Annotated in this window: 21 protein-coding genes and 2 pseudogenes; 12 read left to right on the forward strand and 11 right to left on the reverse strand. The window is 71.6% G+C overall.

Annotated features, from left to right (window positions below; translation table 11 throughout):
- Positions 1-40: 40 nt before the first annotated feature.
- Positions 41-2,479 (forward strand): SpoIIE family protein phosphatase, encoded by a 2,439-nt coding sequence (locus tag FB157_RS17700; RefSeq protein WP_145880788.1) that lies wholly within the window; start codon positions 41-43, stop codon positions 2,477-2,479.
- A 623-nt stretch (positions 2,480-3,102) separates the two neighbouring features.
- On the opposite strand, the gene FB157_RS48475 is transcribed toward FB157_RS17700, so the two are convergent.
- The 7 genes and pseudogenes from FB157_RS48475 to FB157_RS49645 all read right to left on the reverse strand — a co-directional run.
- A complete protein-coding gene (locus tag FB157_RS48475) occupies positions 3,103-3,357 on the reverse strand; it encodes a hypothetical protein (RefSeq protein WP_261386358.1) in 255 nt (84 codons plus the stop codon).
- A gap of 213 nt (positions 3,358-3,570) precedes the next feature.
- Positions 3,571-3,921, reverse strand: coding sequence for a helix-turn-helix transcriptional regulator (locus FB157_RS17710; protein WP_145880790.1), 351 nt, complete (start codon positions 3,919-3,921; stop codon positions 3,571-3,573).
- Between the two features lie 490 nt (positions 3,922-4,411).
- Positions 4,412-4,576: pseudogene (locus FB157_RS17720) on the reverse strand (ATP-binding protein); the annotation flags it as partial.
- Entirely contained in the window at positions 4,576-4,983 is a 408-nt protein-coding gene (locus tag FB157_RS17725) for a pyridoxamine 5'-phosphate oxidase family protein (RefSeq protein WP_145880793.1), read from the reverse strand. The gene FB157_RS17725 and the pseudogene FB157_RS17720, both read right to left, overlap by 1 nt.
- On the reverse strand, positions 4,980-6,713 hold the full coding sequence (locus FB157_RS17730; protein ID WP_145880795.1) for a SulP family inorganic anion transporter: 1,734 nt from the start codon (positions 6,711-6,713) through the stop codon (positions 4,980-4,982). Before FB157_RS17730 ends, FB157_RS17725 begins: the two co-directional genes overlap by 4 nt.
- On the reverse strand, positions 6,710-7,051 hold the full coding sequence (locus FB157_RS17735; RefSeq protein WP_145880797.1) for a helix-turn-helix transcriptional regulator: 342 nt from the start codon (positions 7,049-7,051) through the stop codon (positions 6,710-6,712). Before FB157_RS17735 ends, FB157_RS17730 begins: the two co-directional genes overlap by 4 nt.
- Positions 7,052-7,220: 169 nt before the next feature.
- Positions 7,221-7,481, reverse strand: a pseudogene (locus FB157_RS49645) (PhnA domain-containing protein); the annotation flags it as partial.
- Between FB157_RS49645 and FB157_RS17745 the strand changes: the two are divergent.
- The 5 genes from FB157_RS17745 to FB157_RS17765 are packed head-to-tail and all read left to right on the forward strand — an operon-like array spanning position 7,388 to position 11,666.
- Positions 7,388-8,422, forward strand: coding sequence for an IS110 family transposase (locus FB157_RS17745; protein WP_261386359.1), 1,035 nt, complete (start codon positions 7,388-7,390; stop codon positions 8,420-8,422). The pseudogene FB157_RS49645 and the gene FB157_RS17745 overlap by 94 nt on opposite strands.
- Positions 8,423-8,454: 32 nt before the next feature.
- Positions 8,455-9,744 (forward strand): 4-carboxymuconolactone decarboxylase, encoded by a 1,290-nt coding sequence (pcaC, locus tag FB157_RS17750; RefSeq protein ID WP_145880801.1) that lies wholly within the window; start codon positions 8,455-8,457, stop codon positions 9,742-9,744.
- A gap of 35 nt (positions 9,745-9,779) precedes the next feature.
- Positions 9,780-10,415: an MBL fold metallo-hydrolase gene (locus FB157_RS17755; RefSeq protein WP_145880803.1), complete on the forward strand. Its 636-nt coding sequence runs from the start codon at positions 9,780-9,782 to the stop codon at positions 10,413-10,415.
- 36 nt (positions 10,416-10,451) lie between these two features.
- Entirely contained in the window at positions 10,452-11,231 is a 780-nt protein-coding gene (locus tag FB157_RS17760) for an exodeoxyribonuclease III (RefSeq protein ID WP_145880804.1), read from the forward strand.
- Between the two features lie 15 nt (positions 11,232-11,246).
- The gene (locus FB157_RS17765; protein WP_145880806.1) at positions 11,247-11,666 is read left to right on the forward strand and encodes a DUF6278 family protein; all 420 of its coding nucleotides are present in this window, start codon (positions 11,247-11,249) and stop codon (positions 11,664-11,666) included.
- A gap of 121 nt (positions 11,667-11,787) precedes the next feature.
- On the opposite strand, the gene FB157_RS17770 is transcribed toward FB157_RS17765, so the two are convergent.
- Together FB157_RS17770 and FB157_RS17775 are read right to left on the reverse strand one after the other, a co-directional pair.
- Positions 11,788-13,353: an alpha/beta fold hydrolase gene (locus FB157_RS17770; protein WP_145880808.1), complete on the reverse strand. Its 1,566-nt coding sequence runs from the start codon at positions 13,351-13,353 to the stop codon at positions 11,788-11,790.
- A 107-nt stretch (positions 13,354-13,460) separates the two neighbouring features.
- Positions 13,461-14,213, reverse strand: a complete 753-nt coding sequence (locus FB157_RS17775) for a hypothetical protein (protein WP_145880810.1) — start codon at positions 14,211-14,213, stop codon at positions 13,461-13,463.
- 142 nt (positions 14,214-14,355) lie between these two features.
- Between FB157_RS17775 and ggt the strand changes: the two genes are divergently transcribed.
- A complete protein-coding gene (gene ggt / locus FB157_RS17780) occupies positions 14,356-16,158 on the forward strand; it encodes a gamma-glutamyltransferase (protein WP_186581555.1) in 1,803 nt (600 codons plus the stop codon).
- A 3-nt stretch (positions 16,159-16,161) separates the two neighbouring features.
- On the opposite strand, the gene FB157_RS17785 is transcribed toward ggt, so the two are convergent.
- Both FB157_RS17785 and map read right to left on the reverse strand, forming a co-directional pair.
- Positions 16,162-18,702, reverse strand: a complete 2,541-nt coding sequence (locus FB157_RS17785; RefSeq protein ID WP_145880814.1) for an ATP-dependent Clp protease ATP-binding subunit — start codon at positions 18,700-18,702, stop codon at positions 16,162-16,164.
- 83 nt (positions 18,703-18,785) lie between these two features.
- Complete coding sequence (map, locus tag FB157_RS17790; protein WP_145880816.1) at positions 18,786-19,553, reverse strand: type I methionyl aminopeptidase; 768 nt, start codon at positions 19,551-19,553, stop codon at positions 18,786-18,788.
- A 61-nt stretch (positions 19,554-19,614) separates the two neighbouring features.
- On the opposite strand from map, the gene FB157_RS17795 reads away from it, so the two are divergent.
- The 5 genes from FB157_RS17795 (at position 19,615) to FB157_RS17815 (ending at position 25,992) form a co-directional block, all read left to right on the forward strand.
- Positions 19,615-19,866: a helix-turn-helix domain-containing protein gene (locus tag FB157_RS17795; RefSeq protein ID WP_145880818.1), complete on the forward strand. Its 252-nt coding sequence runs from the start codon at positions 19,615-19,617 to the stop codon at positions 19,864-19,866.
- A gap of 148 nt (positions 19,867-20,014) precedes the next feature.
- Entirely contained in the window at positions 20,015-22,117 is a 2,103-nt protein-coding gene (locus FB157_RS17800) for a hypothetical protein (RefSeq protein WP_145880820.1), read from the forward strand.
- Positions 22,118-22,274: 157 nt separating this feature from the next.
- The gene (locus tag FB157_RS17805; RefSeq protein ID WP_145880822.1) at positions 22,275-23,117 is read left to right on the forward strand and encodes a nitrilase-related carbon-nitrogen hydrolase; all 843 of its coding nucleotides are present in this window, start codon (positions 22,275-22,277) and stop codon (positions 23,115-23,117) included.
- Positions 23,114-24,397, forward strand: a complete 1,284-nt coding sequence (locus tag FB157_RS17810; RefSeq protein ID WP_145880824.1) for an aspartate aminotransferase family protein — start codon at positions 23,114-23,116, stop codon at positions 24,395-24,397. Before FB157_RS17805 ends, FB157_RS17810 begins: the two co-directional genes overlap by 4 nt.
- Positions 24,398-24,414: 17 nt before the next feature.
- Positions 24,415-25,992 carry a PucR family transcriptional regulator ligand-binding domain-containing protein gene (locus FB157_RS17815; RefSeq protein ID WP_145880826.1) on the forward strand — a complete coding sequence of 526 codons (1,578 nt, stop codon included), beginning with the start codon at positions 24,415-24,417 and terminating at the stop codon, positions 25,990-25,992.
- The last annotated feature ends 51 nt before the right edge of the window (positions 25,993-26,043 follow it).

Consider the following 26,043-nt stretch of genomic DNA (forward strand, 5'->3'; position numbering starts at 1 on the left):
TCTCCCGTAGCCGCGGAACCTCGTAATGAAAGCCAGAGACATGGACCCATCGGATGTTGAAAACGCCGACCCGGCAGGCGCCTTTCAGGGTGCGACGAGCGTCTTCGGCGCCGGCCCCGGCGGCCAACCGCCCGCCTTCGACGGTCTGGCCGCGGCAGTGCTCGACGATCGGGGCACGGTGGTGGGGTGGACCGGCACAGCACAGGACCTGACCGGGTTCTGCGCCGAGGAGGTCCACGGCCGCCCCGTGCAGGAGCTAGTGGCCGACCTCCCGCACGACACGCACAGGGCCGCACACGTGCCGGCGACCGGCCGGGTACGACTGCGTCACCAGTGCGGCAACACGATCGACGTCACATACCGGACCACACGGGTGAGCGGCTCGGCGGACTTCCTCGTGCTCGCGGCCCCCACTCCTCACGTCGCCGACCACCGGCACGGCGCAGCCCTCCTGCGCGCACTGTCCGCACAGAACCGGATCACGATCGCCCTGCACGACACGGATCTCACCACCGTGCAGACGAACGCCATGCCGGACACTCCCGACGGCCGTCCCATACAGCCCGGCGCCCGACTGAGCGACGTGCTGTGCGCCGAGGACGCTGAGACCATCGAAGTGGTGCTGCGGCAGGTGCTCGAGACGGGCGTCCCGGTGATCCACAGGAACCAGCGAGTGAGCTGGCGACACCATCTGGCGCGGCGACACGCGCTGTCGCTGTCCGCCTTCCGACTGGAGGACGCGCGAGGACGCCCTGCAGGAGTCGCAGCCCTGTACATAGACGACACCGACCAACTGCGTGCCCGTCGACAGCTGGATCTTGCCCACGCGGTCGCCGAGCGGGTGGGGGGCTCCCTGGACGCCGTGCGGACCGCCCAGGATCTCGCGGACGCCCTTGTACCCCCCTTCGGTGATCTCGCAGCAGTCGACCTTGCGGACGCCGTCTTCGAGGGTGGCGAACCCGCAGAGCGGATGGGTGGCGGAGATCCGCATCTGCGCAACGCTGCTCTGGCGCCGGCCACCGCGGACTGGCCGCCCGGCATCCAGCGCGGCAACCTCGTCCCATCCCTGTCCGACCACCCTCTCCTGCGCCGCTTCCAGCACGGCGAGACGGTCGTCTACGACCGGGACGACTACATCGCCCTGATCGGCGGCCCACATTCGGCCGAGCAGTTCCTCCCGTACGACGTCCAGGCGGTGATGGTGGCACCGCTTCACGCCCGCGGCCTCCCCCTCGGAGCGATCGTGGTCTGGCGAACCGGCCCCTCCGAACCGTTCACCGCGGACGAGGTGGATCTCATGAGGCAGATCGCCTCACGGGGAGCACTCGCCATCGACAACGCCCGCCGGTACACGCGCGAGCACAGAGCGGCCATGGCCCTGCAGCAAAGACTCCTCCCCCCGGCCACGACCGACACTCCGGCAGCCGAGACCGCCGGCGTCTACCTGCCCACAGACCGTGGGGGCGGCACCAGTGGCGACTGGTACGACGCCATACCCCTGCCCGCTCTCCGGCTGGCCCTGGTCGCCGGAGACGTGATCGGCCGCGGCATACCCGCCAGTGCCACCATGGGCCGTCTGCGCGCTGCCATCCAGACCCTCGCCGACCTCGAACTGGAGCCGGACGAGTTGCTCACGCGTCTCGCTGACCTGGTCCAGCGCCTCGCGGCGGAAGCACCTCCTGGCGACCATGACGTCATGGGCGCCACCTGTCTGTACGCGGTCTACGACCCGGTCACCCGACGCTGCGCCATGGCCAGTGCCGGGCACCCGCCGCCGGTGCTCGTGCGGCCCGACGGGAGTGCCGAAGCCGTCGACATAGTCCCGGGGCCGCCCCTCGCCGTCTGCGGCATGCCGTACGAGACCACCACGATCGACGTCGAGCCGGGCAGCGTCCTCGCGCTTTACACCGACGGCCTGGTCCAGCAAGCCGCACACGACGTGTGCGACGGGCTTCAGCGGCTGACCGATGCCCTCGCCACCTCCTGCCGCCCGGACCGCGCTCTGGAGGAGACCGGCATGGCCATCCTCGACAATCTGGTGGACGAAGCACCGCGTGACGACGCGACCCTGCTGCTGGCACGCACCCGCGCCGTACCGGCCGAGGACACCGCTCACTGGCGGATATCGGCTGATCCGGCTGCTGTCTCGGACGCCCGGGCATGGGCGACCCGCCAGCTCACCGCATGGGGGTTGGACGACCTCCTCTTCCCCACCGAGCTCATCGTCAGTGAACTGGTCACCAACGCGATCCGCTACGGTCGTCCGCCGACGGAGCTGCGACTGATCCGGCACCACGTTCTGGTCTGCGAGGTCACCGACTCCAACACCGCCCAACCCCGTCTGCGCCGCGCTCGCACCACCGACGAGGGTGGACGCGGCCTGTTCCTCGTTGCCCAACTCGCCGAGCGCTGGGGCTGCCGCCACGGCCCGAACCACAAGACCATCTGGTCCGAACAGCCCATCGCGCGCGCCTACTGATCACGCCCTGTGGCCATCTCAGTCCATTGAAGCCGCGTAGGCGGCTCCGGCATGTCTGTCACGCGGCCGTCCGGGCGCGGGAGGCGAGCTGGGATGCAGGAAGTGCGGCAGGGGCCCATGCGCGGGCGCGGCTTGCCGATGTCGTACGACGTCATCCCCGACCAGGCCGTCTGCAACGGCAGTACCGCGACCACCTGGGTCAGGCCGTGCAACTCGTTCAGGCGACTCCGGCAGACGCCGCCGGAACTACTCCGGAGGTGGGACTGAGCAAAGCCCGCGGTCTCGGCTCGAGATGCCGCGGGTGTAGGGAGACTTGGTGGGTGCTGTCCGGTGGCGGGGCCTGAGCCGCAGACTTGCGTGTCTGCGCAGGGCTCACCGACGACGGCAAGAACGGCGGAGGCGGTGAGGACGCAGTTCTGCAGGCCACCCGCATCGCACTGCGTCTGCTAGCTCAGCGAATCGGACAGCTCACGAGCAGATCCACGACTTGAAGGGCCGCCTGGCCCTGCTCGTGGTACGCCATGCACCGCAGCTGCTCACCGTGGTGGGGCGTCGGTCCGGACACGGTTGTGGCTTTGCCGATCACGATGGGGGACAACCTGGAACGCCTGCGGAGCGAAGCATCATTCGCCGTGCCGTGCGGGGCCAGCCCTCTCGGCGTTCCTCGGGCCGTTCGTGCCATGGTCGACGAAGGACTGCTGGTAAAGCGGGCCACAAGGCTGTCCGTCAATGCCGGTCGCGAAGGAGCCCGCGTCCACGCACCGCACCTGCACCGAGCCGCCGAGCTCCCTGGCGGCCGGCAGTTGTCCGCCCTCCGGTTTGGGCGGGGCGGGCTCGGCCACCCGCCCGGTGTCGCGGATCTTGCGCAGCAGACTCATGACCGCCCCTCTCCCGTTACTGGTGAGGACTTGCTTCCGCAGGTGGCTAACGGGCTCTCCCGAAGCCAGGGTTACGTCGCTTTTCCTACGCTTTGTCAGATTTGTGTCATCTTGACAGTGCTCGACGGCCGAGATCCGCGGGATGAAGGCGGCCGCCTCCCGATGCAGAGCGCTGTCAACTCCCGGGAGACGGCCACCGATCGAGGGCCGTCGCTACGACGGCGGCTTCCCCTGCGTCTGGGCGGCCTGCAGATCGGCGAGGAGCTCGGCCTGGCCGGCGAGCACGCCGGAGAGGATGGTGCGGGCGACCCTGAGCAGCTCGGCGATGTGCGGGCTGGTCAGCGAGTAGTACACGGTCGAGCCCTCCTTGCGGGTCACCACCAGATTCGCCCGGCGCAGCACCGCGAGCTGCTGCGACAGATGCGCAGCCTCGATCCCCACCTCGGGCAGCATCTCCGCCACCGCGTACTCGCGCTCGCTCAGCAGCTCCAGCACCCGGATGCGCGCCGGGTGGCCGAGCGTCTTGAAGAACTCGGCCTTCAGTTGGTACAGCGGGGTAGTCATCGTGCCGCCTCCTTCCCGGCGGCGCAGCACGGCCGTACCGGCCGGTCCTCGGTGCATCGCATCCACCCACTCGTCAAACACATGCGACCCATCCTCGCCTGCGGCGGGCGGCCACGCCGAAGCCGGGTACGAGAACCCGACCGCCCGAATTCAGCGGTGACGACATCAGCAATTGCTAAGATTAGCAAGTCCATACGTCCTGTGAGGGAGGCTTGAGTGAGAATCATTCCGCTGCGTGGCGCGACCGTCGCCTGGTTCAAGTGCCCCGCGTGCCGCCTCAAGTGCCGGCCCACCGCCGTCGGCCCGGACGGCCAGTGCCCGCGGTGCGGGCACACCCGCATGCTGAAGCTCTCCTCCGGCGGCCGGACGACCAGGTCCGGGTCAGACGGTGACCGAAGCTGACCCGCAGGGGCGCGGGTCATGGGTGACTGGGGTGTCCAGTCCGGCTGCGGGGTTCGGTTCGAGTGGGGGCCTTCCGGTGCGCGGCACGCTCACTGAGGATGAGCAGGGCCGGGCCGACGCTGGGATGGTGCAGGTTGATGCCCCACTCGGTCAGGGCCTGCTCGGCGGTCTGACGGGCGGTGCGGACCGCGGACGGCATCGCGGGCAGCGTCAGAACATGCCGGTGGGGCAGGGCTTCGAGCCGGGTGGTCATCACGGCTCCGCACGGGCGAGGCGGAATCCGCTCACCGTCTTGGGGTGCAGGCGCAGCAGGGTGTCGTGCGGGCCGTGGGACCAGCCCGCCAGCGTGCGCTGGTAGTGGGCGGCCTCGTTCGGATCGGTGATCACGTCGACCGGTCCGGCGACGGTGACGCTCCAGCCGGTGCCGGTCGCCGCGCGGACCTCGTCCACGTGGTACGTCGCGGTGGCGGGGATCGCGGCGGACGGGGCGGGCGTGCGTACCACCAGGCGGCCGTACTCCCACGTGTGCCGGCCGGGCCGGATGACGGTCACCTCCCGCTGTGGGTACACCAGCCGCCCCAGCGCGCTGCCCTCGAGCAGCCACAGGGCCTCGGCACCGGAGACCTCGACCATGCGCAGCGACGCGGGCGGAGTGCTCATCCGACGGTTTCCTCTGTTTCCTCGCTGGTGGACCGGGACGTCTGGGCGGGGAGGGCCGGCATGACTCCGGCGTGCTTCAGGTGGGTGCGGGCGCCCTGGATCGCCTCGGGCGTGGTGGCGTACTCGCGCCCGTCCAGGCGCAGCAGGTCCAGCGCGCCGACGGAGTCCAGGACCTGGCGCTGGCCGGGGCGTATGCCGGAGGTCATGACGACGATGCCGCGCCGGTTGAGTTTGTCGACCGCGTCCTTGAGGACGAGGGCTCCGGTGGCGTCGATGGTGGTCACGCGGGACATGCGCAGGATGACGACGCGGACGTCGGAGACCTCGGCCAGCTCCAGGAGGAAGCGGTGGGCGGCGGCGAAGAACAGCGGTCCGTCGAGGCGGTAGGCGACGATGTGCTCGGCGAGCAGCGCGTGTTCCTCGGCGCTGTGGTCGCCGCGGTCGAGGGGAACCTGGTCCAGGCGGGCCTGCTTGGCGACGGCGCGCAGGGCGAGGGCACCTGCGACGACCAGGCCGATGATCACTGCGTACACGAGGTCCAGGGCCAGGGTCGCGACAGCGGTGAGAACGAGGATCAGAGCGTCGGAGCGGGTGGCCTTCGCCATCGCCTTGAGCGAGCCGACCTCGACCATGCGGATCGCGGTGGCCAGCAGCACGCCCGCGAGCGCGGCCAGCGGGATCCTGGAGACGAGCGGCGCGGCCGCGAAGACGATCACCGCGAGGACCGCAGCGTGGATGAGGGCGGCTAGCCGGGACCCGGCGCCGGTGCGGACGTTGACCGCGGTGCGGGCGATCGCTCCGGTCGCGGGCACCCCGCCGAACAGCGGGGCGGCGATGTTGGCCAGGCCCTGACCGAACAGCTCCCGGTCCGGGTCATGTTTCTGGCCGACCGTCATGCCGTCGGCCACCGAGGCCGACAGCAGCGACTCCAGAGCGGCCAGCGCCGCGACCGCGACGGCGGGAGCGAGCAGGGAGCCGAGCGCCCCTGCGTCCAGGAAGGCGAGGGACGGCGCGGGCAGGCCGGACGGCAGGACACCGATCGGCTTCGCCGCGTCCAGGCCGGCCACCTGCGCCACGACGGTAGCCGCGATCACCGCGAGAATGGAGAAGGGGATCGTGGGCCGCCAGCGGGCCCCGGCCAGCATGACGGCGGCAACGGCCAGGGCGAAGGCGACGGCGGTCCAGTTCGGATCCTTCGCGAACTCCTCCAGCGCGCGCCAGGTCACCACGAGGACGCGGTCACCCTCGGGCTTGGGCACCCCGAGCGCGCTGGGGACCTGCTGCAGACCGATCACGCAGGCGATGCCGAGGGTGAACCCCTCGACCACGGGCGCGGGCACGTACTGCATGTACTTGCCGGCCCGGAGCAGGGCGAGCGCGACGAGCATCACGCCGGCCATCAGCCCAACGGTCAGCACTCCGGTCGGCCCGTGTGCGGTGACGATCGGCACCAGCACCACGGTCATCGCGCCCGTCGGCCCGGACACCTGCAGATTCGAGCCGCCGAACACGGCGGCGAGCGCACCGGCGACGACCGCGGTCGCCAGTCCCGCCTCGGCGCCGAGCCCGGAAGAGACGCCGAACCCGAGCGCGAGCGGCAGCGCGACGATCGCCACGGTCAGGCCCGCGAGCAGGTCCCGGCGCGGGTCGCGGCGTATCTGAGCCAGATCGCTACGGCCAGGCAGCAGCGCGGCGATCCGGCCCCGGATCCGAGTGAGGGCGGACGTCATCGCGCGGCGACCTCCCCGTCCCGCAGCTCGGCCAGCAGCTCGTTCCGCCCGGCCAGCATCTCGGTGAGGATCCGTCGCGCGGCCTGCATCAGGTCGGCGACGTCCCCGCCGGCCAGCTCGTAGACGACCGTCGAGCCCTCCCGCGTCGAGGTGACGATGCCTGAGCGGCGCAGCACCGCCAGCTGCTGCGACAGGCTGGAGGGTTCCACCTCGATCGCGGCCAGCAGGCTGCGCACCGGCATCGGTCCGTCCTGCAGCAGCTCCAGCACCCGGATCCGTACTGGATGCCCCAGCATCCGGAAGAACTCGGCCTTCGCCTGGTACAGCGGAACGGACACAACCCCTCGACTTCCCCGACGGCGCCCCACCCGGGGCCAAGCGACGGCTGTGCCCACGCTACCTGCGGACACAGCGAATACAGCATCTAACCAATTGCGAAATTTTGCAATTCAGCATCCGGTGGGCGCGCTGAGGAGTTCCCAGGGACGGGGTCAGCCCTTCTTGACCACCGTCGACCAGTCGGATGTTGCGTACCTTGGTGCCGGCCTTGATGCCCGAGGGGCTGCCCTTGACCTTGAGCGCTTTGACGACGACCACGGTGTCGCCGGCCTGCAGGACGTTGCCCACGGCGTCCTGGACGACGTTCTCGGCAGGCGGCGGAGGTGGTCCTGGGAGTGGACACGCACCGGGATGCCCATGTGGCCGCTGTGCTCTCCCTGGTGGGGGAGGTGATCGGCACCGAGGAGTTCCCGGCCAGTGCGGCTGGATACCGAGACCTGCTGGGGTGGGCCAGGGCGTCGGGTACGGTGCGCCGGGCCGGAGTGGAAGGGACCGGTTCCTTCGGGGCGGCCCTGTCCCGCTACCTGTTGGCCCAGGGCGTGGCCGTTTTCGATGTGAATCGGTTCGACCGGGCCGACCGCCGCCGGCGCGGCAAGTCCGACCCCCTCGATTCCGAGAACGCGGCCCGGGCCGTGCTGAGCGGGCGGGCGCGCGCCCAGGCCAAGCCAGGCGACGGGCCAGTGGAGATGGCCCGGATGTACAAGCTGGCCAAGGACTCGGCGGTCAAGGCCCGCACCCAGGCGATCAACCAGCTCAAGGCCGTCCTCATCCGTGCCGATCCGCAGCTGAGGGAGGAACTGGCCCGCCTGGGCAACGCAGAGCTCTTCCGCGCCTGCGCAGGGCTCGTCGACGACAGCCTGAACCACGAGGCCGGCGAGGGATCGGTGCTCCACGCCACCCACGTCACCCTGTCTCTCCTGGCCCGGCGCATCGGACAGCTCAGCGAAGAGATTCAAGATCTGGAAGGCCGACTGACCCGACTGGTGGAACGCCACGCTCCGCAGCTGCTCGAGGTGGTGGGCATCGGTCCGGACACGGCCGTCACTTTGCTGATCACGATCGGGGACAACCCGGAACGCCTGGGCAGTGAGGCGTCGTTCGCGGCGCTGTGCGGTGTCAGCCCGGTCGAGCGTTCCTCGGGCAGTCGGCAGTACCGTCGCCCCAACCGCGGCGGCGACCGGCAAGCGAACGCGGCCCTGCACCTGATCGTGCAGACCCGCCTGCGCGTCGACCCGCGCACCCAGGACTACTACGAACGCCGCAGCAAGGAGGGCAAGACCCGGCGCGAGATAGTCCGCAGCCTCAAGCGCTACGCGGCCCGGGAGGTCTTCCACCTGGTCAGACCTGTGCAGTCGCAACCCCCGTCATAGGGGCAGTTGTGAGACGTGAGAGGGTCTGGGGCGTGAGTGAGACACCACCGAACACCCTGCAATACCGCTTTGACGGGCCAGAAGACGCTCCGGTCCTGATCTTGGGTCCCTCACTGGGTACCACATGGCACATGTGGGACCGCCAGGTCCCCGAGCTGACGAAGCAATGGCGGGTCTTCCGGTTCGACCTGCCGGGCCACGGCGGTGCCCCCGCCCACCCGGCCGGCTCCGTCGGTGAGCTGGCGGCCCGCCTGCTGGTGACCCTGGACGCACTCGGGGTGCAGCGCTTCGGCTACGCGGGCTGTGCGCTGGGCGGTGCAATCGGCATCGAGCTGGCCCTGCGCCACCCCGAGCGCCTCGCCTCGCTCGCGCTGGTCGCCGCCTCGCCCCGGTTCGGCACCCCCGACGAGTTCCGCCAGCGCGGGGTGGTCGTCCGGACCAACGGGCTCGACCCGATCGCCCGCACCTCGCCCGACCGCTGGTTCACCGGCGGGTTCGCCGCGGCGCAGCCCGCTATCACCGAGTGGGCCGTACAGATGGTGCGCACCACCGACCCGGGCTGCTACATAGCCGCCTGCGAGGCCCTCGCAGGGTTCGACGTCCGGCCCGAGATCGGCCGGATCGGCGCGCCGACCCTGGTGCTGGTCGGCTCCGAGGACCAGGTCACCGGACCGGCCGAGGCCCGCACCCTGGTCGCGGGGATACCGGACGCCCGGCTCGCGGTCGTGCCCGGCGCCTCCCACCTGGTGCCGGTGGAGCAGCCCGGTGCCGTCACCGACCTGCTGGTCCGGCATTTCTCCACTGCCTGGCAGCAGCCCTTCGACACCGGTCAGACGGCCCTCCCGGCCGTCCCCGTCAACCCGGCGCTGACGGCGGCGCCGCAGGTCGTGCCCGTCGCCGAGATCGCCCCCGCCGTCGCACCGCCGCAGCCGCTCGGGCTGTCCGACCGGTACGAGGCCGGGCTGAAGGTCCGCCGGGAGGTGCTCGGCGACGCGCATGTGGACCGGGCGCTGTCCCAGGCCGACGAGTTCTCCGGGGGCTTCCAGGAGTTCATCACCCGCTACGCCTGGGGCGAGATCTGGGACCGGCCCGGCCTGGACCGCCGTACCCGCAGCTGTGTCACGCTCACCGCGCTGGTCGCCGGCGGCCACCTGGAGGAGCTGGCCTTCCACACCCGCGCCGCCCTGCGCAACGGCCTCACCCCGGACGAGATCAGGGAAGTGCTGCTGCAGACGGCCGTGTACTGCGGTGTCCCGGCGGCGAACAGCGCGTTCCGGGTGGCCCAGCAGGTCATCCGCGAGGAGACCACGCCCGCCGAGTGAGCCCCGGGCCGCCGCAGGCGGCAGGATGGGGAGACATGAAGCTCACCAAGAAGTCCCACGCCTGTGTCCGCCTGGAGAAGGACGGGCGGACGCTCGTGATCGATCCCGGCGGGTTCAGCGAGCAGGACGCGGCGGCCGGCGCGGACGCGATCCTGGTCACGCACGAGCACCCGGACCACTTCGACGAGGGCCGGCTGCGGGCCGCCCTGGAGGCGAACCCGGCCGCCGGGATCTGGACCCTGAAGTCCGTGGCCGACCAGATCGCGGCGGCCTTCCCGGGCCGGGTGTACACCGTCGGCCACGGCGACACGTTCACGGCCGCGGGCTTCGACGTACAGGTCCACGGCGAGCTGCACGCGGTGATCCACCCGGACATCCCGCGCATCACCAACGTCGGCTACCTGATCGACGGTGGCCGGGTCTTCCACCCCGGCGACGCCCTCACCGTCCCCGAGCACCCCGTTCAGACGCTGATGCTCCCGGTGCAGGCGCCCTGGAACAAGATCTCCGAGGTGATCGACTACGTCCGCGAGGTGAAGCCGCAGCGCGCCTACGACATCCACGACGCCCTGCTGACCGACCTCGCCCGTCCGATCTACGACCGCCAGATCGGAGCCCTCGGCGGCACGGACCACCAGCGGCTCACCCCGGGGACGTCGGCGGACGTCTGAGGCGCGCTGTCACACCCGCCGGGTAGGTTGTGAGACATGCGCATCGCCACCTGGAACGTGAACTCGATCACGGCCCGCCTCCCGAGGCTGCTCGCCTGGCTGGAGAGCAGCGGCACCGACGTGCTCTGCCTCCAGGAGGCCAAGATCGCCGAGGAGCAGTTCCCGTTCGACCAGCTGCGCGAGCTGGGCTACGAGGCGGCGGTCCACGCGACCGGCCGGTGGAACGGCGTCGCGGTGCTCTCCCGCGTCGGCCTGGAGGACGTGGTCAAGGGCCTGCCCGGCGACCCCGGCTACGAGGGCGTGACCGAACCGCGCGCCGTCTCGGCGACCTGCGGCCCGGTCCGCGTCTGGTCGGTGTACGTACCCAACGGCCGTGAGGTGGACCACCCGCACTACGCCTACAAGATCCAGTGGTTCGAGGCCCTGAAGGCCGCCGTCGCCGGTGACGCCTCCGGCAGCCGCCCGTTCGCGGTCATGGGCGACTACAACGTGGCGCCCACCGACGACGACGTCTACGACGTGGCCGTCTTCGAGGGTTCCACCCATGTGACCCCCGCCGAGCGCGCCGCCCTGGTCTCCCTCCAGGAGACGGGGCTGACGGACGTGGTCCCACGCCCCCTGAAGTACGACCACCCGTACACGTACTGGGACTACCGCCAGCTCTGCTTCCCCAAGAACCGCGGCATGCGCATCGACCTGGTGTACGGCAACGAGCCGTTCGCGAAGGCCGTCAAGGACTCCTACGTCGACCGCGAGGAGCGCAAGGGCAAGGGCGCGTCCGATCATGCGCCGGTGGTGGTCGACCTGGACGTGTGATGCCAGGCTGGGCACATGAACATTCCGTTCCTGGGCCCCAGGCACCACAAGAACGGTGGCGCGGCGCTGCCGGCCGACCCCGAGTCGATCGCCGCGCTCCTGTCCGAATGTGAACTGCTTCGCTCCCAGGCGGACGAGGCGGGTGTCCGCCTCGACGACACGCCGGATTCCCTGGAGGCGCTGGACCAACTCGTCCCGCGCTGGCGCGACGACGCGGAGATGCTGCCCTGGCTGGGCAGCGACGCGGGGCTGTACCTCGGCACGGTGGTCGTGCGCACCGTGCCCGGGGCCGGCTGGGAGATCAGATCCGACGGGGAGCCCGTGCTGCGGCTCGCCTCCGGCCGAGAGGTCGAGGTCGTGGACGCCGGCCGGGCCTGGGCCGCGACCGGCGTCCCCGAACTGTCCCAGCTGTACGGGGAGATCGCCGAGGTCTGACGCCGACTACGCCTGGATCACCGACCTCGACTACGATGAGCCGTTCATCCCTGTGGTGATGGTGATCTCGCCGGACCGCACCGGGGTACATGGGCCAGGCTCGTCCGGCGGCAGCCGATGATCACTGCTCGCGCACGGGGACGGACACGTATGACGGGTCGTCCGACGGCGAGGAGAAGGTCAGCTGCGCGCCGGACGGGTTGTGCTCGATGTAGAGCGGGTCGACGGTGTCGACGACCAGCGCAAGGCGGTGCCCGGCGGGTACGTCGTAGGCGGTGGAGAACAGGTCCAGGTTCACGTCGAACGGCTCGCCGGGCGTCCGGCCGTGCCAGGTGTAGGGCGCGTTGGTGACCAGCTTGCCGAAGCCGAGCGGCCCCACGTCGTACAGGTAGGCGATGAGGGTGCCGCTCTCCTTGGTCGGGGTGAGCGTGGTGTGCAGCGTGGCCGTGCCCCGCACCTGCTGGGCCGTGCCGTACCGGTCCGACTGCCACACGGCCGCCCAGCGGCGCGGCAGCAGCGGGATCGAGGCGACGGGCGGCAGTTGGGCGACCTGGTCCAGGATGCTGGACAGGAAGACGATCCCGCCGTCCGCGCCCGAGTCGACATTGGCGTGGATGGTGGTGGATCCCGCGAGCGCGAGCTTGGTGCGGGTCGCGCCGACCGACTTCCAGTCCGGGTAGCCCTCGTACCCCCCCGCGCTACGGGACTTGAGCTGGACGGGCTGCTCGCTGTCGATGCCGTTGTCGGCGCCCTTGAGGTAGTGGTCGAACCAGCGCCCGGTGTCCGTCCACACGTCGTTGGGCAGCCCGAACAGGCCGGTCAGCTCGGCGGTCGCGTGGTCGCCGGGGCGCATCTCCAGCCGCTTCGGGACGGTCAGCTTCTCGTAGAAGTCGGCGTACGAGTTGGCCGGGAAGATCGTGTCGCCCCAGGCGTTGGCCATCAGGACCGCGGCGCCGTTCTTGTTCAGCTGGTCGACGTAGGTCGCGGCGGAACGCTTGCGCCCCCAGTCGATCATCTCCTGTTCCTTGGTCAGGTTGGAGGCGTAGAAGTTGTCGAAGATCTCCCGGAGTTCGGGGCTCTCGCGGCCGGTGATGACGCCCGCGCCGTCGAGCAGGGCACCCGCCTGGACGTGCTGGGTGCGGCCCGAGTAGATCGAGTCGATCAGGTCGGCCCAGCCGCTGAGCGCGGCGACGGCCTTGATGCGCTTGTCGTGGGCGGCGGCCAGCAGGCTGATGCCGGCGCCGTAGGAGACGCCCGCCATGCCGATGTGCCGTGGGTCCGTGGGGGTGTTGGCGAGCGCCCAGTCGATGACCTTGGAGGCGTCCGCTATGTCCGGCGGACCCGCCACTTCTATCTCGCCGCCGGACTGCCAGAAGCCGCGCACGTTGTACGTGAGCACCACGTAGCCGGAGTCGGCGAGCTTCTGCGCCTGGGCGAGATACTCCACCTGCGGCAGGCCCCAGCTCGTGGGCAGCACGATGAGCGGGTAGTTGTGCGAGCCGTCGGCGCCCGCGGGCGTGACGACGTTCGCCTTCAGTACGGTGCCGCCGTCGCCCGTGATGTCCACGAAGCGGACGGACGAGGCGGCCTGGGCGGCCGGAGCCAGGCCGACGACGGTCCCCGCGATCAGCGCCGCGGAGACGACTCCTGCGGCGGAGGTGCGCAAGGTGGTGCGACCGTGTCCCATGGGGTCACTCCTCACTCGTTTCAGTGCAAAGTGACTCGACGGTAACCGGCGGACCTTACCCTAAGTAACCCGCCGGTAAGTTACGTGCCGGTAAAGTTTGTTGGGCGTCAAGAGGCCCGGTGCGACGTGCGCACGGTTTCCGTCGCCGGGACGGGGGCCTGCGCCGCCTGTGTGACGTCCGCGACCAGCTCGACCAGATCGGGGCCGTACGCCTGGGAGTTGACCACCTTCAGCAGCAGGACGAAGGTGTTGTTGCCGTGCTTGCGGTTCAACCGCTCGTGGTTGCGGGCCAGATAGCGGGTGGCGGCCTGGTTGGTGATGGCCCGCTGCCCGCAGAACAGGAACACCGGCCGGGTTCTCTCCCCGGCGCTGAGCCGGGCGAGCAGGACGTACTCGCAGACGCCCGGCTCCAGGCGGTACCGCTCGCCGCCGATCTGGAAGGCACCCCGGTCCGGACCGGGTTCGGGATCGATGTTCACGCGGACGCCGGGGAGCATCGCCGCCATGTGGGCCAGCATCCGCCGGTTCGACGCCGGGCCGCCCACGCAGAACTCGGTGCGCTCGCCGAACCCCTGCTGGGTCGCGTCCTGCGTCACCATCTGCAGGTTGGCCCCGCAGTCCTTGATGAGGGCGGACAGTTCCAGGAGGGCGAAGACGTCGAAGCGGTGCACGGCCGGCTCCGAGGCCGCCGGGTCGCGGTTGACGACGAGCAGGGACTCCGAGTTGTCGGGCAGCCCGAAGAACTCCTGTTTGCGCCGCAGCTTGCGCCGCCACAGGTAGGTACGGGCCAGCCACCCCAGCGCGGCGCTGATGCCGGCCGCTATGAGGCCGAGGACGATATTGCGCACGTCGTCGTTCATGGCCGCGCATGGTAGCGGGCCCGGGCGACGGCTACGTACCGGCGTTCGAACTGTGACGGTCGTGTGGCGGGTGGCCGAGGCGTACTGTTGGCCGTACGGCAATCTGGTTACGCTGCGCGGACGGTCCCGACGGGAGGTACGGATGGGTCGGCCTGGCGCGCGGAAACTGGCGGTGATGGCGGTCTCGGCCGCCATGGTGTCGGTGGGAGCGGCGGCCCCGCCCGCCGCAGCGGGCGAGACGCCCACGAAGGTTCCGGTGGCCGTCGGCTACGGCGGAGCCGTGGCCAGCGTCGACGCGGACGCGTCGGCCGCCGGCATCGAGGTGCTCAGGAAGGGCGGCAACGCGGTCGACGCGGCCGTCGCCACCGCGGCCGCGCTCGGCGTCACCGAGCCCTACTCGGCCGGCATCGGCGGAGGCGGCTACTTCGTCTACTACGACGCCAAGTCCCGCACGGTGCACACCATCGACGGCCGCGAGACCGCGCCGCTGACCGCCGACGCCGACCTGTTCACGGAGAACGGCAAGCCGCTCGCCTTCGCCGACGCCGTCAGCAGCGGTCTGAGCGTCGGCACCCCGGGCACACCCGCCACCTGGCAGACGGCACTGGACCAGTGGGGCAGCAGAAGCCTCGGTACGGTCCTCGGGCCCGCCGAGCGGATCGCCCGCGACGGCTTCACCGTCGACGACACCTTCCGCTCGCAGACCGCGTCCAACGAGACCCGGTTCCGCTACTTCCCCGACACCGCCCGGCTGTTCCTGCCGAACGGACAGCTCCCGGTCGTCGGCTCCACCTTCAAGAACCCCGATCTGGCCCGCACTTACCAGGAACTGGCCAGGAAGGGCGTCGGCGCGATCTACCACGGTGACCTGGGCGACGACATCGTCGACACGGTCGACAAGCCGCCGGTGGACCCGGGGTCGGGCTGGAACGCCCGCCCCGGCAAGCTGGCGGAGAAGGACCTGGCCGCCTACGGCGCCAAGCTCCAGAAGCCCACCAGGACCTCGTACCGCGGCCTGAACGTGTACTCCATCGCGCCCTCCTCCTCAGGCGGCACCACCGTCGGCGAGGCGCTCAACATCCTGGAGAGGACCGACCTCTCGAAGGCCAGCGAGGTGCAGTACCTGCACCACTACATCGAGGCCAGCCGCATCGCCTTCGCCGACCGCGGCCGCTGGGTCGGCGACCCCGCCTTCGAGGACGTACCGGCCAAGGACCTGCTGTCGCAGCGGTACGCCGACTCGCGCGCCTGCCTGATCAAGGACGACGCGGTCCTCAGCAGCCCGCTCGCACCCGGCGACCCCCGCCACCCCGCCGCCTGCGGCACCGGCGGTACGGCGGCCCCGACGACGTACGAGGGCGAGAACACCACCCATCTGACCGTGGCCGACAAGTGGGGCAACGTCGTCTCCTACACGCTCACCATCGAGCAGACCGGCGGCAGCGGCATGACCGTGCCCGGCCGGGGCTTCCTGCTCAACAACGAGCTGACCGACTTCTCCTTCGCCCCGGCCAACCCGGCCGTGCACGACCCGAACCTGCCCGGGCCGGGCAAGCGGCCGCGCTCCTCCATCTCACCGACCATCGTCCTCGACCGGCACGGCCGGCCGGTGGTGGCGCTCGGCTCGCCCGGCGGCGCGACCATCATCACCACCGTGCTGCAGACCCTGACCGAGTTCCTCGACCGGCGTCTGCCGCTGGTCGACGCGATCGCCGCGCCGCGCGCCAGCCAGCGCAACGCGGCCCAGACCGAACTCGAACCAGGCCTGTACAACAGCGACCTGAGGACTCGGCTGGAGGCCATCGGGCACAGCTTCAAGCTGAACCCGGAGATCGGCGCGGCCACCGGCGTCCAGCGGCTGCCGGACGGCAGGTGGCTGGCGGCCGCCGAGAAGGTACGGCGCGGCGGCGGCTCGGCGATGGTGGTCGATCCGGCCGCGCCGTGACCGTCACACCTCGGGAGCGGACGGCTGCGCCTGCTGCGCACGGAAGTCCAGCCGTCCGTCCCTGACGTCCACCGTGACCCGGCTGCCCGGGGCGATCGTGCCGTCCAGCAGCAGCCGGGACAGCTGGTTGTCGACCTCCCGCTGGATGGTGCGGCGCAGCGGGCGGGCGCCGTACTCGGGCTGGTAACCGCGCTCGGCGATCCAGTCGACGGCCGCGTCCGTGAACTCGACCGCGACGCTCTGGCCGTCCAGCAGCCGGCGGGTGCGCTCCAGCAGCAGGTCGGTGATCTGCCGCAACTGCTCGCTCGTCAGCTGCCGGAACACGACGATCTCGTCGATCCGGTTCAGGAACTCCGGCCGGAAGTGCTCGCGCAGCGGGCGCATGATCTGCTCGCGCCGCGCCTCCTCGTCGGCGTCCGCGCCACCCGGCCCGAAGCCGATCCCGGCACCGCGCCGGGTGATCACGTCGGAGCCGAGATTGCTGGTCATCACGATGACCGTGTTGGTGAAGTCCACCGTCCGGCCCTGCGAGTCGGTCAGGCGGCCGTCGTCCAGGACCTGCAGCAGGATGTTGAAGACGTCCGGATGAGCCTTCTCCACCTCGTCGAGCAGGAGAAGCGAGTACGGGTACCTGCGCACCACCTCGGTGAGCTGGCCGGCCTCCTCGTGGCCCACATACCCGGGCGGAGCACCCACCAGCCGCGAGACGGTGTGCCGCTCCTGGTACTCACTCATGTCGAGACGGACCATGCGGTCCTCGCTGCCGAACAGGGCCTCGGCGAGCGCGCGGGCCAGCTCGGTCTTGCCGACGCCGGTCGGGCCGAGGAACAGGAAGCTGCCGATCGGCCGGTCCGGGCTCGCGAGCCCGGCGCGGGAGCGCAGCACGGCCTCGGCGACCACGCTCACCGCCGCCTCCTGGCCCACCACCCGCTGGTGCAGATGCGCCTCCAGGCCCAGCAGCCGCTCCTTCTCCTCCTGGGTCAGCCGGCTCACCGGGATGCCGGTCTGCCGGGACACCACCTCGGCGATGGCCTCCGCCGTCACCTCCAGGTTCTGCCCCTCGTCGGCCTCGTCCCCGCCGCTGGCCTCGGCGATCCGCTGCTTCAGCGCGCCGATCTTGTCCCGCAGCTGGGTGGCCTGCTCGTACTGCTCGTCGGCGACCGCCTGGTCCTTGTCGCAGACGAGCTGCTCCACCTCGCGCTCCATCGTGCGTACGTCCGTGCCCTTCGTCCGGGCGCCGAGGCGCACCCGGGCGCCGGCCTGGTCGATCAGGTCGATCGCCTTGTCGGGCAGGCGCCGGTCGGTGAGGTAGCGGTCCGACAGCTCCACGGCGGCCACCAGCGCCTCGTCCGTGTAGCGGACCTGGTGGTGGGCCTCGTACCGGTCGCGCAGGCCGCGCAGGATCTCGATCGTGTCCTCGACGGTCGGCTCGGGCACCAGGATCGGCTGGAAACGCCGGGCCAGCGCCGCGTCCTTCTCGATCCGGCGGAACTCCTCCAGCGTGGTCGCGCCCACGATGTGCAGCTCGCCCCGGGCGAGCGCGGGCTTGAGGATGTTGCCCGCGTCCATCGCACCGCCCTCGCCGCCCGCACCGGCGCCGACGACCGTGTGCAGCTCGTCGATGAAGACGATCAGCCGGTCGGAGTGCGCGCGGATCTCGTCCACGATGTTGTTCATCCGCTCCTCGAAGTCGCCCCGGTAGCGGGTGCCCGCGACGACCCCGGTCAGGTCCAGGGCGACCACCCGCCGCCCGGCCAGGATGTCCGGCACGTCCCCGTCCGCGATCCGCTCCGCGAGCCCCTCCACGATGGCCGTCTTGCCGACACCCGCGTCGCCGATCAGCACGGGGTTGTTCTTCCCGCGCCGGGACAGCACCTCGATGGTCTGCTCGATCTCCTCGTCGCGGCCGATGACCGGGTCGACCCGGCCCTCCCGGGCCAGCTCGGTCAGATCGCGGCCGTACTTGTCGAGCGTCGGTGTGGACGTGGGCCGCTGGCGCTCCGTGCGCGTCTGGGTGACCTCCGGGGCCTCGGGCGGCAGGGCGCCCGACGCGAAGCGGGCCGCGTGCAGGATGTGCCCGGCCGCCGAGTCCGGGTTCGCGGCCAGCGCGCTCAGCACGTGCTCCGGGCCGATGTACCCGGCACCGCTCGACCGCGCCAGGTCGTGCGCGTCCAGCAGGGCCCGTTTGACGGCCGGGGTGAGCGAGAGCGACGTGGGCGGAGGCGCCTCGCCAGGCGGGTGCTGGACGGGGCCCGCGCGGTCGTCGATCTCCGTCGCGAGCGAGTCGGGGTCGGCACCGGACCTGCTCAGCAGGGATCTCGTCGGCTCGGTGGCCAGGGCCGCACGCAGCAGGTGCTGAGTGTCCAGGTCCCGGCTGCCGTGCTCGGCGGCGTACTGGGCGGCCCCTCTCACCATCTCCCGGGCCGGCTGGCTGAGCAGGCGGCCGATGTCGATGTGGCGGGGACGCTCGGATCCGCCGGGGGTGCCGCCGAGGAAGCGGCCCAGGAAATCACCGAAGGGGTCGGGAGGGTAGCCGTCGGTCATGACGTTCCGTTCCTTTGGTGTTCGTTCATTTCACCTTGGCACGGATGGTCTCCGACGGCATCGCGGGGCGCCTGTCGGCCGTCCTACCGCTGTGTGAGTATGCGCGGGCCCGCTTCCGTGATCGCCACGGTGTGCTCCACGTGGGCCGCGCGGGATCCGTCGCTCGTGCGCAGCGTCCAGCCGTCCTCCGCTTCGTAGTAGGCGTCGTTGCCACTGGCGATCAGCATCGGCTCGATCGCCAGGACCATGCCGTGGCGCAGGGGGAGTCCCCGCCCCGGGCGGCCCTCGTTCGGGACCTCAGGGTCCTCGTGCATGCGGCGGCCCACGCCGTGGCCGCCGAAGCCGGCGGGGATGCCGTAACCGGCCGTGCGGCAGACCCGGCCGACGGCGTGTGCGACGTCGCCGATGCGGTTGCCGACGACGGCTGCCTCGATGCCTGCCGCCAGGGCGCGCTCGGCGGTGTCGATGAGGTGCAGGTCCGCCGGGCGGGGGCGGCCGACCGTGAAGCTGATCGCCGAGTCACCGGCCCAGCCGCCCAGGTGGGCGCCGCAGTCGATGGAGACGAGGTCGCCGTCGCGCAGGCGGTGACGGGTGGGGATGCCGTGCACGATCGCGTCGTTGACCGAAGCGCAGATGACCGCCGGAAAGGGGGTCGGGGCGAAGGAGGGGCGGTAGCCGAGGAAAGGAGAGGAGGCCCCGGCCTCGCGCAGCACCTCCCGGGCCACCTCGTCCAGCTCCAGCAGGGAGACACCGACGTCGGCGGCCTTTCGTACGGCTGTCAGGGCACGTGCGACGACCTGGCCCGTGGCGTGCATCGCGTCAATGGACGTGTCTGTCTTCAGTTCCACCATGCCAATTACTATACCGGTATTTGAATGGGGGATGGCGGTGGGTGGTATTAGAATGGGTGTCATGGTGCGCACCCCCCTCACCCCCGAAGAGCGCGAACGCGGCGAACGGCTCGGACAGTTGCTGCGCGCGGCGCGCGGCGGGCGGAGCATGGCCGAGGTCGCGGCGGAGGCGGGCGTCTCGGCCGAGACGCTTCGCAAGATCGAGACCGGACGGGCGCCGACCCCGGCCTTCTTCACCGTGGCCGCGCTGGCCGGGGTGCTCGGGCTCTCCATGGACGACCTGATGACGCGCTGTCTGCTGGTGGGTGTCTGAAACCCGCCTGGGCCGGTCCGGTCCGCGCAAGGGGCGGGATCGCGCAATGAGTCGCCCGCCCACCGCCGGAAAACTCTGCGTAGCAAGTCCGTAACACAGCTGGTGTTGCCTGACGGCCGGAGTGCTGGCAGTCGGGCGGGAGTCGGACATGGCTGTGGATCAACTCGCCGGTCGAATGCGGGAGTTCGCGAACTACCTGGACGGCCTCCTGGGGCGCCTGGATCAGGGCGGGGGATGGTGCGGGGTCTTCTGGCAACGCGACCCCGAGGGCATGCAGGCCTGCCTCGAAGGGCGTGAGGTGCCGCCGTGGGACGTGGTGGAGGCGCTGCTGCAGGACCTCCATGCGGCGTTCGGCCCCGCAGCGGCCGCGGCCGAGCGGCAACGGGCCCGCGTCCTGCACGCTGCCGCCGTCTCGGCTTACGACGCCCGCCCCGGCGGCGGGGACGCCCTGCGCGACCGGCTCGACGTGATGCTCCGCGAACAGCGGTACGCCGTGGAACGCCAGGCCGAACTGAACCGCCTGCTCACCGAGGCACCCTCCCGTGAGGAGGCCGACGCCCTGCGCCTGGACCTCGCCTGGGCCCGCGACGATCACGAACGAGCCACGGCCCGGTGCGCCGAACTGCGGGCCAGGATGGCGCACCTGGACCGCAGGGCGGTGGAAGTGCCGCTCCTGGACGGGGCGGAGGCCTGGGGTGAGGGTGGCGGGCGAGTGCCGGGCCCCGACGGCGCATCGGTGACGCCGCGGGAGCACGGGGCTGCCGCCGGGCCCTTCGGCGGCACCGCAGGCGCAGACGGGCGCGTGGCGGGCCCTGGTGCTGCCGGGTCGGCGGGTGACCGTGGTGCGTCGCGGGGTGGCTCCGGCGGTGCACTGCGGGCGGGGGACGATGCCGGGCCGCTTGCGCCCGGCGCCGACGGCTTCGGCCGTGCCGGTACGGGTGGTGGGCCTCGCGTCTCTGGCGCCGAGGGCTTCGGCGGCGCCGAGGCGGTCGGGGGCGGCGAGGCTGCCGCGCCCGGAGGGGCCGGGGCCCCTGGCGCCGCCTGGCTCGGCGCCGGGGCGGCCCCGTCCCACCCGCACGATGCCCGGGCCACCGGCCACGACGGGCGGCTCACCGGGCCCGCCGGCGACGGTCAGGACCCCTGGTTCTCCGGACCGGTCGCCGGCCACGCCCCTCGCCCCGCCGTACCGGACGCCGGCCCTGCGGTCGGTCAGGGCGGTTCCGTGCCGGGCTCGTCCTCATGGCAGGCCGTGTCGGATGCCGGCCCTGTGGCTGGTCGGGCGGAGTCCGTGGTGGCCGGGGCCTCGCAGCCCGCGGTGTCGTATGCCGGCCCGGCAGCCGGCCAGGGCGGTTCCGTGCCGGATCCGGCCCCATGGCCCGCGCGGGCGGACGCCGGCCCGGCGGCGCGCCCGGGAGGGGCCGACGCCGGCCCGGCAGTCCCTTCCCCTGCCGCGCGCCCCGCCGCACCCTCCGCCCGCGAGGTCACCCCCGTGCCCGCCCCTGAGCCCCCCGCCCCCGCCAAGCCCCGCAAGCGGCGCCGTGGCAGTGCCCGGTTCGCCGGGATGGCCGAGGACGCGGGCGCCCCGGTTGTCGTGCCGCAGGGTCCTGTCGCTGCCGTGCCCGAGGCGGCCGTCGGACGGCGGAGCCCGCGTGGGGCGCGGTTCGCCGGGGCGGCGGAGCGGGGCGAGGCGGTCGAGGGGACCGCGGAGGTCGTGGTGGACGCCGAGACGGGCGCTGCCGTCGAGGGGGTCGTTGAGGAGCTGGTGCGGCTGCGGGGTGAGGGGCGTACCGGTGAGGCGCATGTGCTGTTGGTCGAGATCGCGCGGTGGCCCGCTGAGCGGTACCCGCTGCTCGCGGACCGGCTGCAGCATGCGGGGCTCGCTGCCGACTGGGCCACGCTGCTGTGGGAGGCCGCCTCGCTGCCCGCCGAGCGGCTGGTCACCGCCGCCGACGCGCTGGAGGCCGCCGGGCGGATCGCGGACGGGCAGCAGATGCTGCGGCAGGGCGTGGTCAGGCCGGCCGAGGAGATAGGTGCCGCCGTGCTGGGGCTGGACGCGCAGGGGCGCGGGCGCGAGGTACGGGCCCTGCTGGACGCCTATGTGCGCGTCCGGACGCCGGAGGAGGCCGTCCGCAGCGTCGGCGCCGACCCGCGCCGCCTCGTCCCGCTCCTGCTGGAGGCCGCCCGTGGTGTCTCGGAGGAGCGCCACTGGGACCTGGTGCACGCCCTGAGGGTCGCCGGCTTCACCGCCTGACGGTCCTTCCGCTCACCCTAAGGAGTGTGAAACGTGATCGACTCAGCGGGTTAACGACGATGGTCTTGGCAAGGACTTCCTCGAGGCTTACTTTCGTCCCTCTACGGGCCGTTTCTACGGGCGTAGAGGCTCGGACGTCGCGTCGAAGGAGCAGCTCATGGCCAACGTCGTACGTGCCGCACTGGTTCAGGCCACCTGGACCGGCGACACCGAGTCCATGGTGGCGAAACACGAGGAGCACGCCCGCGAGGCGGCCCGCCTGGGCGCGAGGATCATCGGGTTCCAGGAGGTCTTCAACGCCCCCTACTTCTGTCAGGTCCAGGAGCCGGAGCACTACCGCTGGGCCGAGCCGGTGCCCGACGGGCCCACCGTGCGGCGGATGCGGGAACTGGCCCGCGAGACCGGCATGGTGGTGGTCGTCCCCGTCTTCGAGGTCGAGCAGTCCGGCTTCTACTACAACACCGCCGCCGTGATCGACGCCGACGGCACCTACCTCGGCAAGTACCGCAAGCACCACATCCCCCAGGTCAAGGGCTTCTGGGAGAAGTACTACTTCAAACCCGGCAACCTGGGATGGCCCGTCTTCGAGACGGCCGTCGGCAAGGTGGGTGTCTACATCTGCTACGACCGTCACTTCCCGGAGGGCTGGCGGCAACTGGGCCTGAACGGCGCGCAGTTGGTCTACAACCCCTCAGCCACGCACCGAGGTCTGTCCTCCTACCTGTGGCAGCTGGAACAGCCCGCCGCGGCCGTCGCCAACGAGTACTTCGTCGCCGCCATCAACCGGGTGGGGCAGGAGGAGTACGGGGACAACGACTTCTACGGGACGTCGTACTTCGTCGACCCGCGCGGCCGGTTCGTCGGCGAGGTGGCCAGTGACAAGGACGAGGAACTCGTCGTCCGGGACCTGGACTTCGACCTCATCGACGAGGTGCGGCAGCAGTGGGCCTTCTACCGCGACCGCCGTCCCGACGCCTACGAAGGGCTGGTGCAGCCGTGAACGACCTCTACTCCCGCCACCGGGGTGTCCTGCCCGACTGGCTGGCCCTCTACTACGACGAGCCGCTGGAGCTCACGCACGGCGAGGGCCGCCATGTGTGGGACTCCGACGGCAACAAGTACCTGGACTTCTTCGGCGGCATCCTCACCACCATGACCGCGCACGCCCTGCCCGAGGTGACCAAGGCGGTCAGCGAGCAGGCCGGCCGGATCATCCACTCCTCGACCCTCTACCTCAACCGGCCGATGGTCGAACTGGCCGAACGCATCGCCCAGTTGAGCGGCATCCCGGACGCCCGGGTCTTCTTCACCACCTCCGGCACCGAGGCCAACGACACCGCCCTGCTGCTCGCCACCACCTACCGGCGCAGCAACACGGTCCTGGCCATGCGCAACAGCTACCACGGCCGCTCCTTCAGCGCCGTCGGCATCACCGGCAACCGCAGCTGGTCCCCGACCTCACTGTCCCCGCTGCAGACCCTGTACGTCCACGGCGGCGTCCGTACCCGTGGCCCCTTCGCCGAGCTGGACGACCGCGCGTTCATCGACGCGTGCGTGGAGGACCTGAAGGACGTCCTCGGGCACACCCGCCCGCCGGCCGCGCTGATCGCCGAGCCCATCCAGGGCGTCGGCGGCTTCACCTCCCCGCCGGACGGGCTGTACGCGGCCTTCCGCGAGGTGCTGAACGCCCAGGGAATCCTGTGGATCGCCGACGAGGTGCAGACCGGGTGGGGCCGCACCGGCGACCACTTCTGGGGCTGGCAGGCGCATGCCCGCAGCGGCCCGCCGGACATGATCACCTTCGCCAAGGGCATCGGCAACGGCGCGTCCATCGGCGGGGTGATCGCCCGCGCCGAGATCATGAACTGCCTGGACGCCAACAGCATCTCGACGTTCGGCGGCACCCAGATCACCATGGCCGCCGGCCTCGCCAACCTCACCTACCTCGTCGAACACGACCTGCAGGGCAACGCCCGGCGCGTCGGCGGACTGCTCATCGAACGGCTGCGGGCCGTCGCAGCCCAGCTGCCGGGTGTGCGGGAGGTGCGCGGGCGCGGACTCATGATCGGCGTCGAACTGGTCAAGCCGGGCACGGACGAGGCCGATCCGCAGGCGGCCTCCGCCGTCCTGGAGGCGGCCCGCGAGGGCGGCCTGCTGATCGGCAAGGGCGGCGGCCACAACACCAGCGCCCTGCGCATCGCCCCGCCGCTGTCACTGACCGTCGCGGAGGCCGAGGAGGGCGCGGCGATCCTCGAACGCGCGCTGAGGAGCACGTACTAGAGAACGGGTGTACCACCATGACCACCACCTCGGTGACCTCGCACACCGGCTTCGAACCCGCCCTCTCCGTCCGCCAGGTGCTCACCCTGGAGCGGGTGCAGGCCGGGGAGCCCGAGGTGGTGGCCGGGGCCGGGCAGCTCGACCGGCCCGTGCGCTGGGTGCACGTCGCCGAGGCCGCCGACGTCGGCGTGATGCTCAGCGGCGGCGAGATGGTGCTCACCACCGGGGTGCTGCTCGCCGGTGACGAGGCCAAGCAGGTCGAGTACATCCAGTCCCTGCACCGGGCGGAGGCCGCGGCCGTCGTGCTCGGGCTCGGCCGGGCCTTTCCCGCGCCGCCCGAGGTGATGCGCCGGGCCGCCGAGCGGTGCGGGCTGCCCATGGTCGTCCTGCACCGGCCCTTCCCCTTCGCCGAGTTGACGGAGGAGGTCCAGTCCCGGCTGGTGCGGCGGAAGTTCGCCGCCGTGAGCCTGTCGGAGACCGTACGGACCGCCCTCACCGGGCTGATCACCGCGGGCGCCCCCCTGCAGCGCCTGCTGGACGAGGTCGCCCAGCACAGCGGCTGCCCGGTCGTCGTCACCAACCTCGCCCACCGCGTCCTCGCCACGGCGGGGGAGCGGCCCGCGGTGGACGACGTGCTGCGCGACTGGGAGCGGATCGCCCGGCAGGCCGGCGGCAGCGTGGGCGACGGCTGGATCCACGCCGAACTCGGCGGACGCGGGGAGCGCTGGGGCCGGCTGCTGCTGTGCGGGTACCGGGGCGACACGGCCACCGGGCGGCTGCTGGCCGACCGGGCCGCCGAGGCCCTGGTCCTGCACCGCATGCTCGGCGGCGGCTCCGCCCACACCTGGGAGGAACAGTCCGCGCAGAGCCTGGTGACCGACCTGGTCTCCGGAGTCGTACCGGCCAGGCAACTGCTGCCCCGGGCGCGGGCGGCCGGGCTGCCGGTGAACCGGCGGACCTTCGTGCCCCTCGTCGTCCCGGCCGGTGAACCGGGACAACTGGAGCGGACACTGAGGGTGTTGGGCCTGTCCGGGCTGGTCGCCGAGCTGGCCGACGGCGCCACCGCCGTACTGCTCAGCCTCGCCCGCGACCAGCAGGCCGAGGCGCTGACCGCGCACTTCGCCGCCCGGCTGCGGACCGGGACCGGCCTGCCGAACACGGTGGTCGCCGCCGCCGATCCGCGCACCGACTGGGACGATGTGCCGGCCGGGCTGCGCGAGGCACAGCATGTCGCCGACGCCGTGGCCGACTCGTCGGGCGCCCTCGACCTGCCGGCCGTCGTACGCCTGCGGGACGTCCATCTGCGTGGCCTGATCCGGCTGCTCAGGGACGACCCCCAGGTGCAGTCCTTCGCCGAGCGCGAGCTGGACGGACTGCTGTGCGGGGCCGACCAGGAGCTGCTGAACGTGCTGCGCACCTTTCTGGCGACCGGGCGCAACAAGTCCCGTACCGCCCAGCTCCACCACGTCTCCCGGCCCGCCCTCTACCGGCGCCTGGAGGCGATACAGACCCGTCTCGGCGTCGACCTCGACGACTTCGAGCAGGCCGCCTCCGTGCACATCGCGCTCCTCGCGCACGACGCGCAACAGGGGTGAAACATGCTACGACCTGGGAAAACGGCGGTGAAACATGGGCTCGCAGACGCG

This window comes from Streptomyces sp. BK340 (genome assembly GCF_007827595.1).
GTDB lineage: Bacteria > Actinomycetota > Actinomycetes > Streptomycetales > Streptomycetaceae > Streptomyces.

What these genes read in the sequence shown, in the direction of transcription:
- FB157_RS17765 (WP_145880806.1), top strand. Translation starts at nt 11,247, where the DNA reads ATGAACATTCCGTTCCTGGGCCCCAGGCACCACAAGAACGGTGGCGCG.
- FB157_RS17805 (WP_145880822.1), top strand. Translation starts at nt 22,275, where the DNA reads ATGGCCAACGTCGTACGTGCCGCACTGGTTCAGGCCACCTGGACCGGC.
- FB157_RS17770 (WP_145880808.1), bottom strand. Translation starts at nt 13,353, where the DNA reads ATGGGACACGGTCGCACCACCTTGCGCACCTCCGCCGCAGGAGTCGTC.
- map (WP_145880816.1), bottom strand. Translation starts at nt 19,553, where the DNA reads ATGGTGGAACTGAAGACAGACACGTCCATTGACGCGATGCACGCCACG.
- FB157_RS17815 (WP_145880826.1), top strand. Translation starts at nt 24,415, where the DNA reads ATGACCACCACCTCGGTGACCTCGCACACCGGCTTCGAACCCGCCCTC.
- FB157_RS17700 (WP_145880788.1), top strand. Translation starts at nt 41, where the DNA reads ATGGACCCATCGGATGTTGAAAACGCCGACCCGGCAGGCGCCTTTCAG.
- FB157_RS17710 (WP_145880790.1), bottom strand. Translation starts at nt 3,921, where the DNA reads ATGACTACCCCGCTGTACCAACTGAAGGCCGAGTTCTTCAAGACGCTC.
- FB157_RS17760 (WP_145880804.1), top strand. Translation starts at nt 10,452, where the DNA reads ATGCGCATCGCCACCTGGAACGTGAACTCGATCACGGCCCGCCTCCCG.
- FB157_RS17730 (WP_145880795.1), bottom strand. Translation starts at nt 6,713, where the DNA reads ATGACGTCCGCCCTCACTCGGATCCGGGGCCGGATCGCCGCGCTGCTG.
- FB157_RS17725 (WP_145880793.1), bottom strand. Translation starts at nt 4,983, where the DNA reads ATGAGCACTCCGCCCGCGTCGCTGCGCATGGTCGAGGTCTCCGGTGCC.
- ggt (WP_186581555.1), top strand. Translation starts at nt 14,356, where the DNA reads ATGGGTCGGCCTGGCGCGCGGAAACTGGCGGTGATGGCGGTCTCGGCC.
- FB157_RS17795 (WP_145880818.1), top strand. Translation starts at nt 19,615, where the DNA reads ATGGTGCGCACCCCCCTCACCCCCGAAGAGCGCGAACGCGGCGAACGG.
- FB157_RS48475 (WP_261386358.1), bottom strand. Translation starts at nt 3,357, where the DNA reads ATGAGTCTGCTGCGCAAGATCCGCGACACCGGGCGGGTGGCCGAGCCC.
- FB157_RS17775 (WP_145880810.1), bottom strand. Translation starts at nt 14,213, where the DNA reads ATGAACGACGACGTGCGCAATATCGTCCTCGGCCTCATAGCGGCCGGC.
- FB157_RS17785 (WP_145880814.1), bottom strand. Translation starts at nt 18,702, where the DNA reads ATGACCGACGGCTACCCTCCCGACCCCTTCGGTGATTTCCTGGGCCGC.
- FB157_RS17755 (WP_145880803.1), top strand. Translation starts at nt 9,780, where the DNA reads ATGAAGCTCACCAAGAAGTCCCACGCCTGTGTCCGCCTGGAGAAGGAC.
- FB157_RS17800 (WP_145880820.1), top strand. Translation starts at nt 20,015, where the DNA reads ATGGCTGTGGATCAACTCGCCGGTCGAATGCGGGAGTTCGCGAACTAC.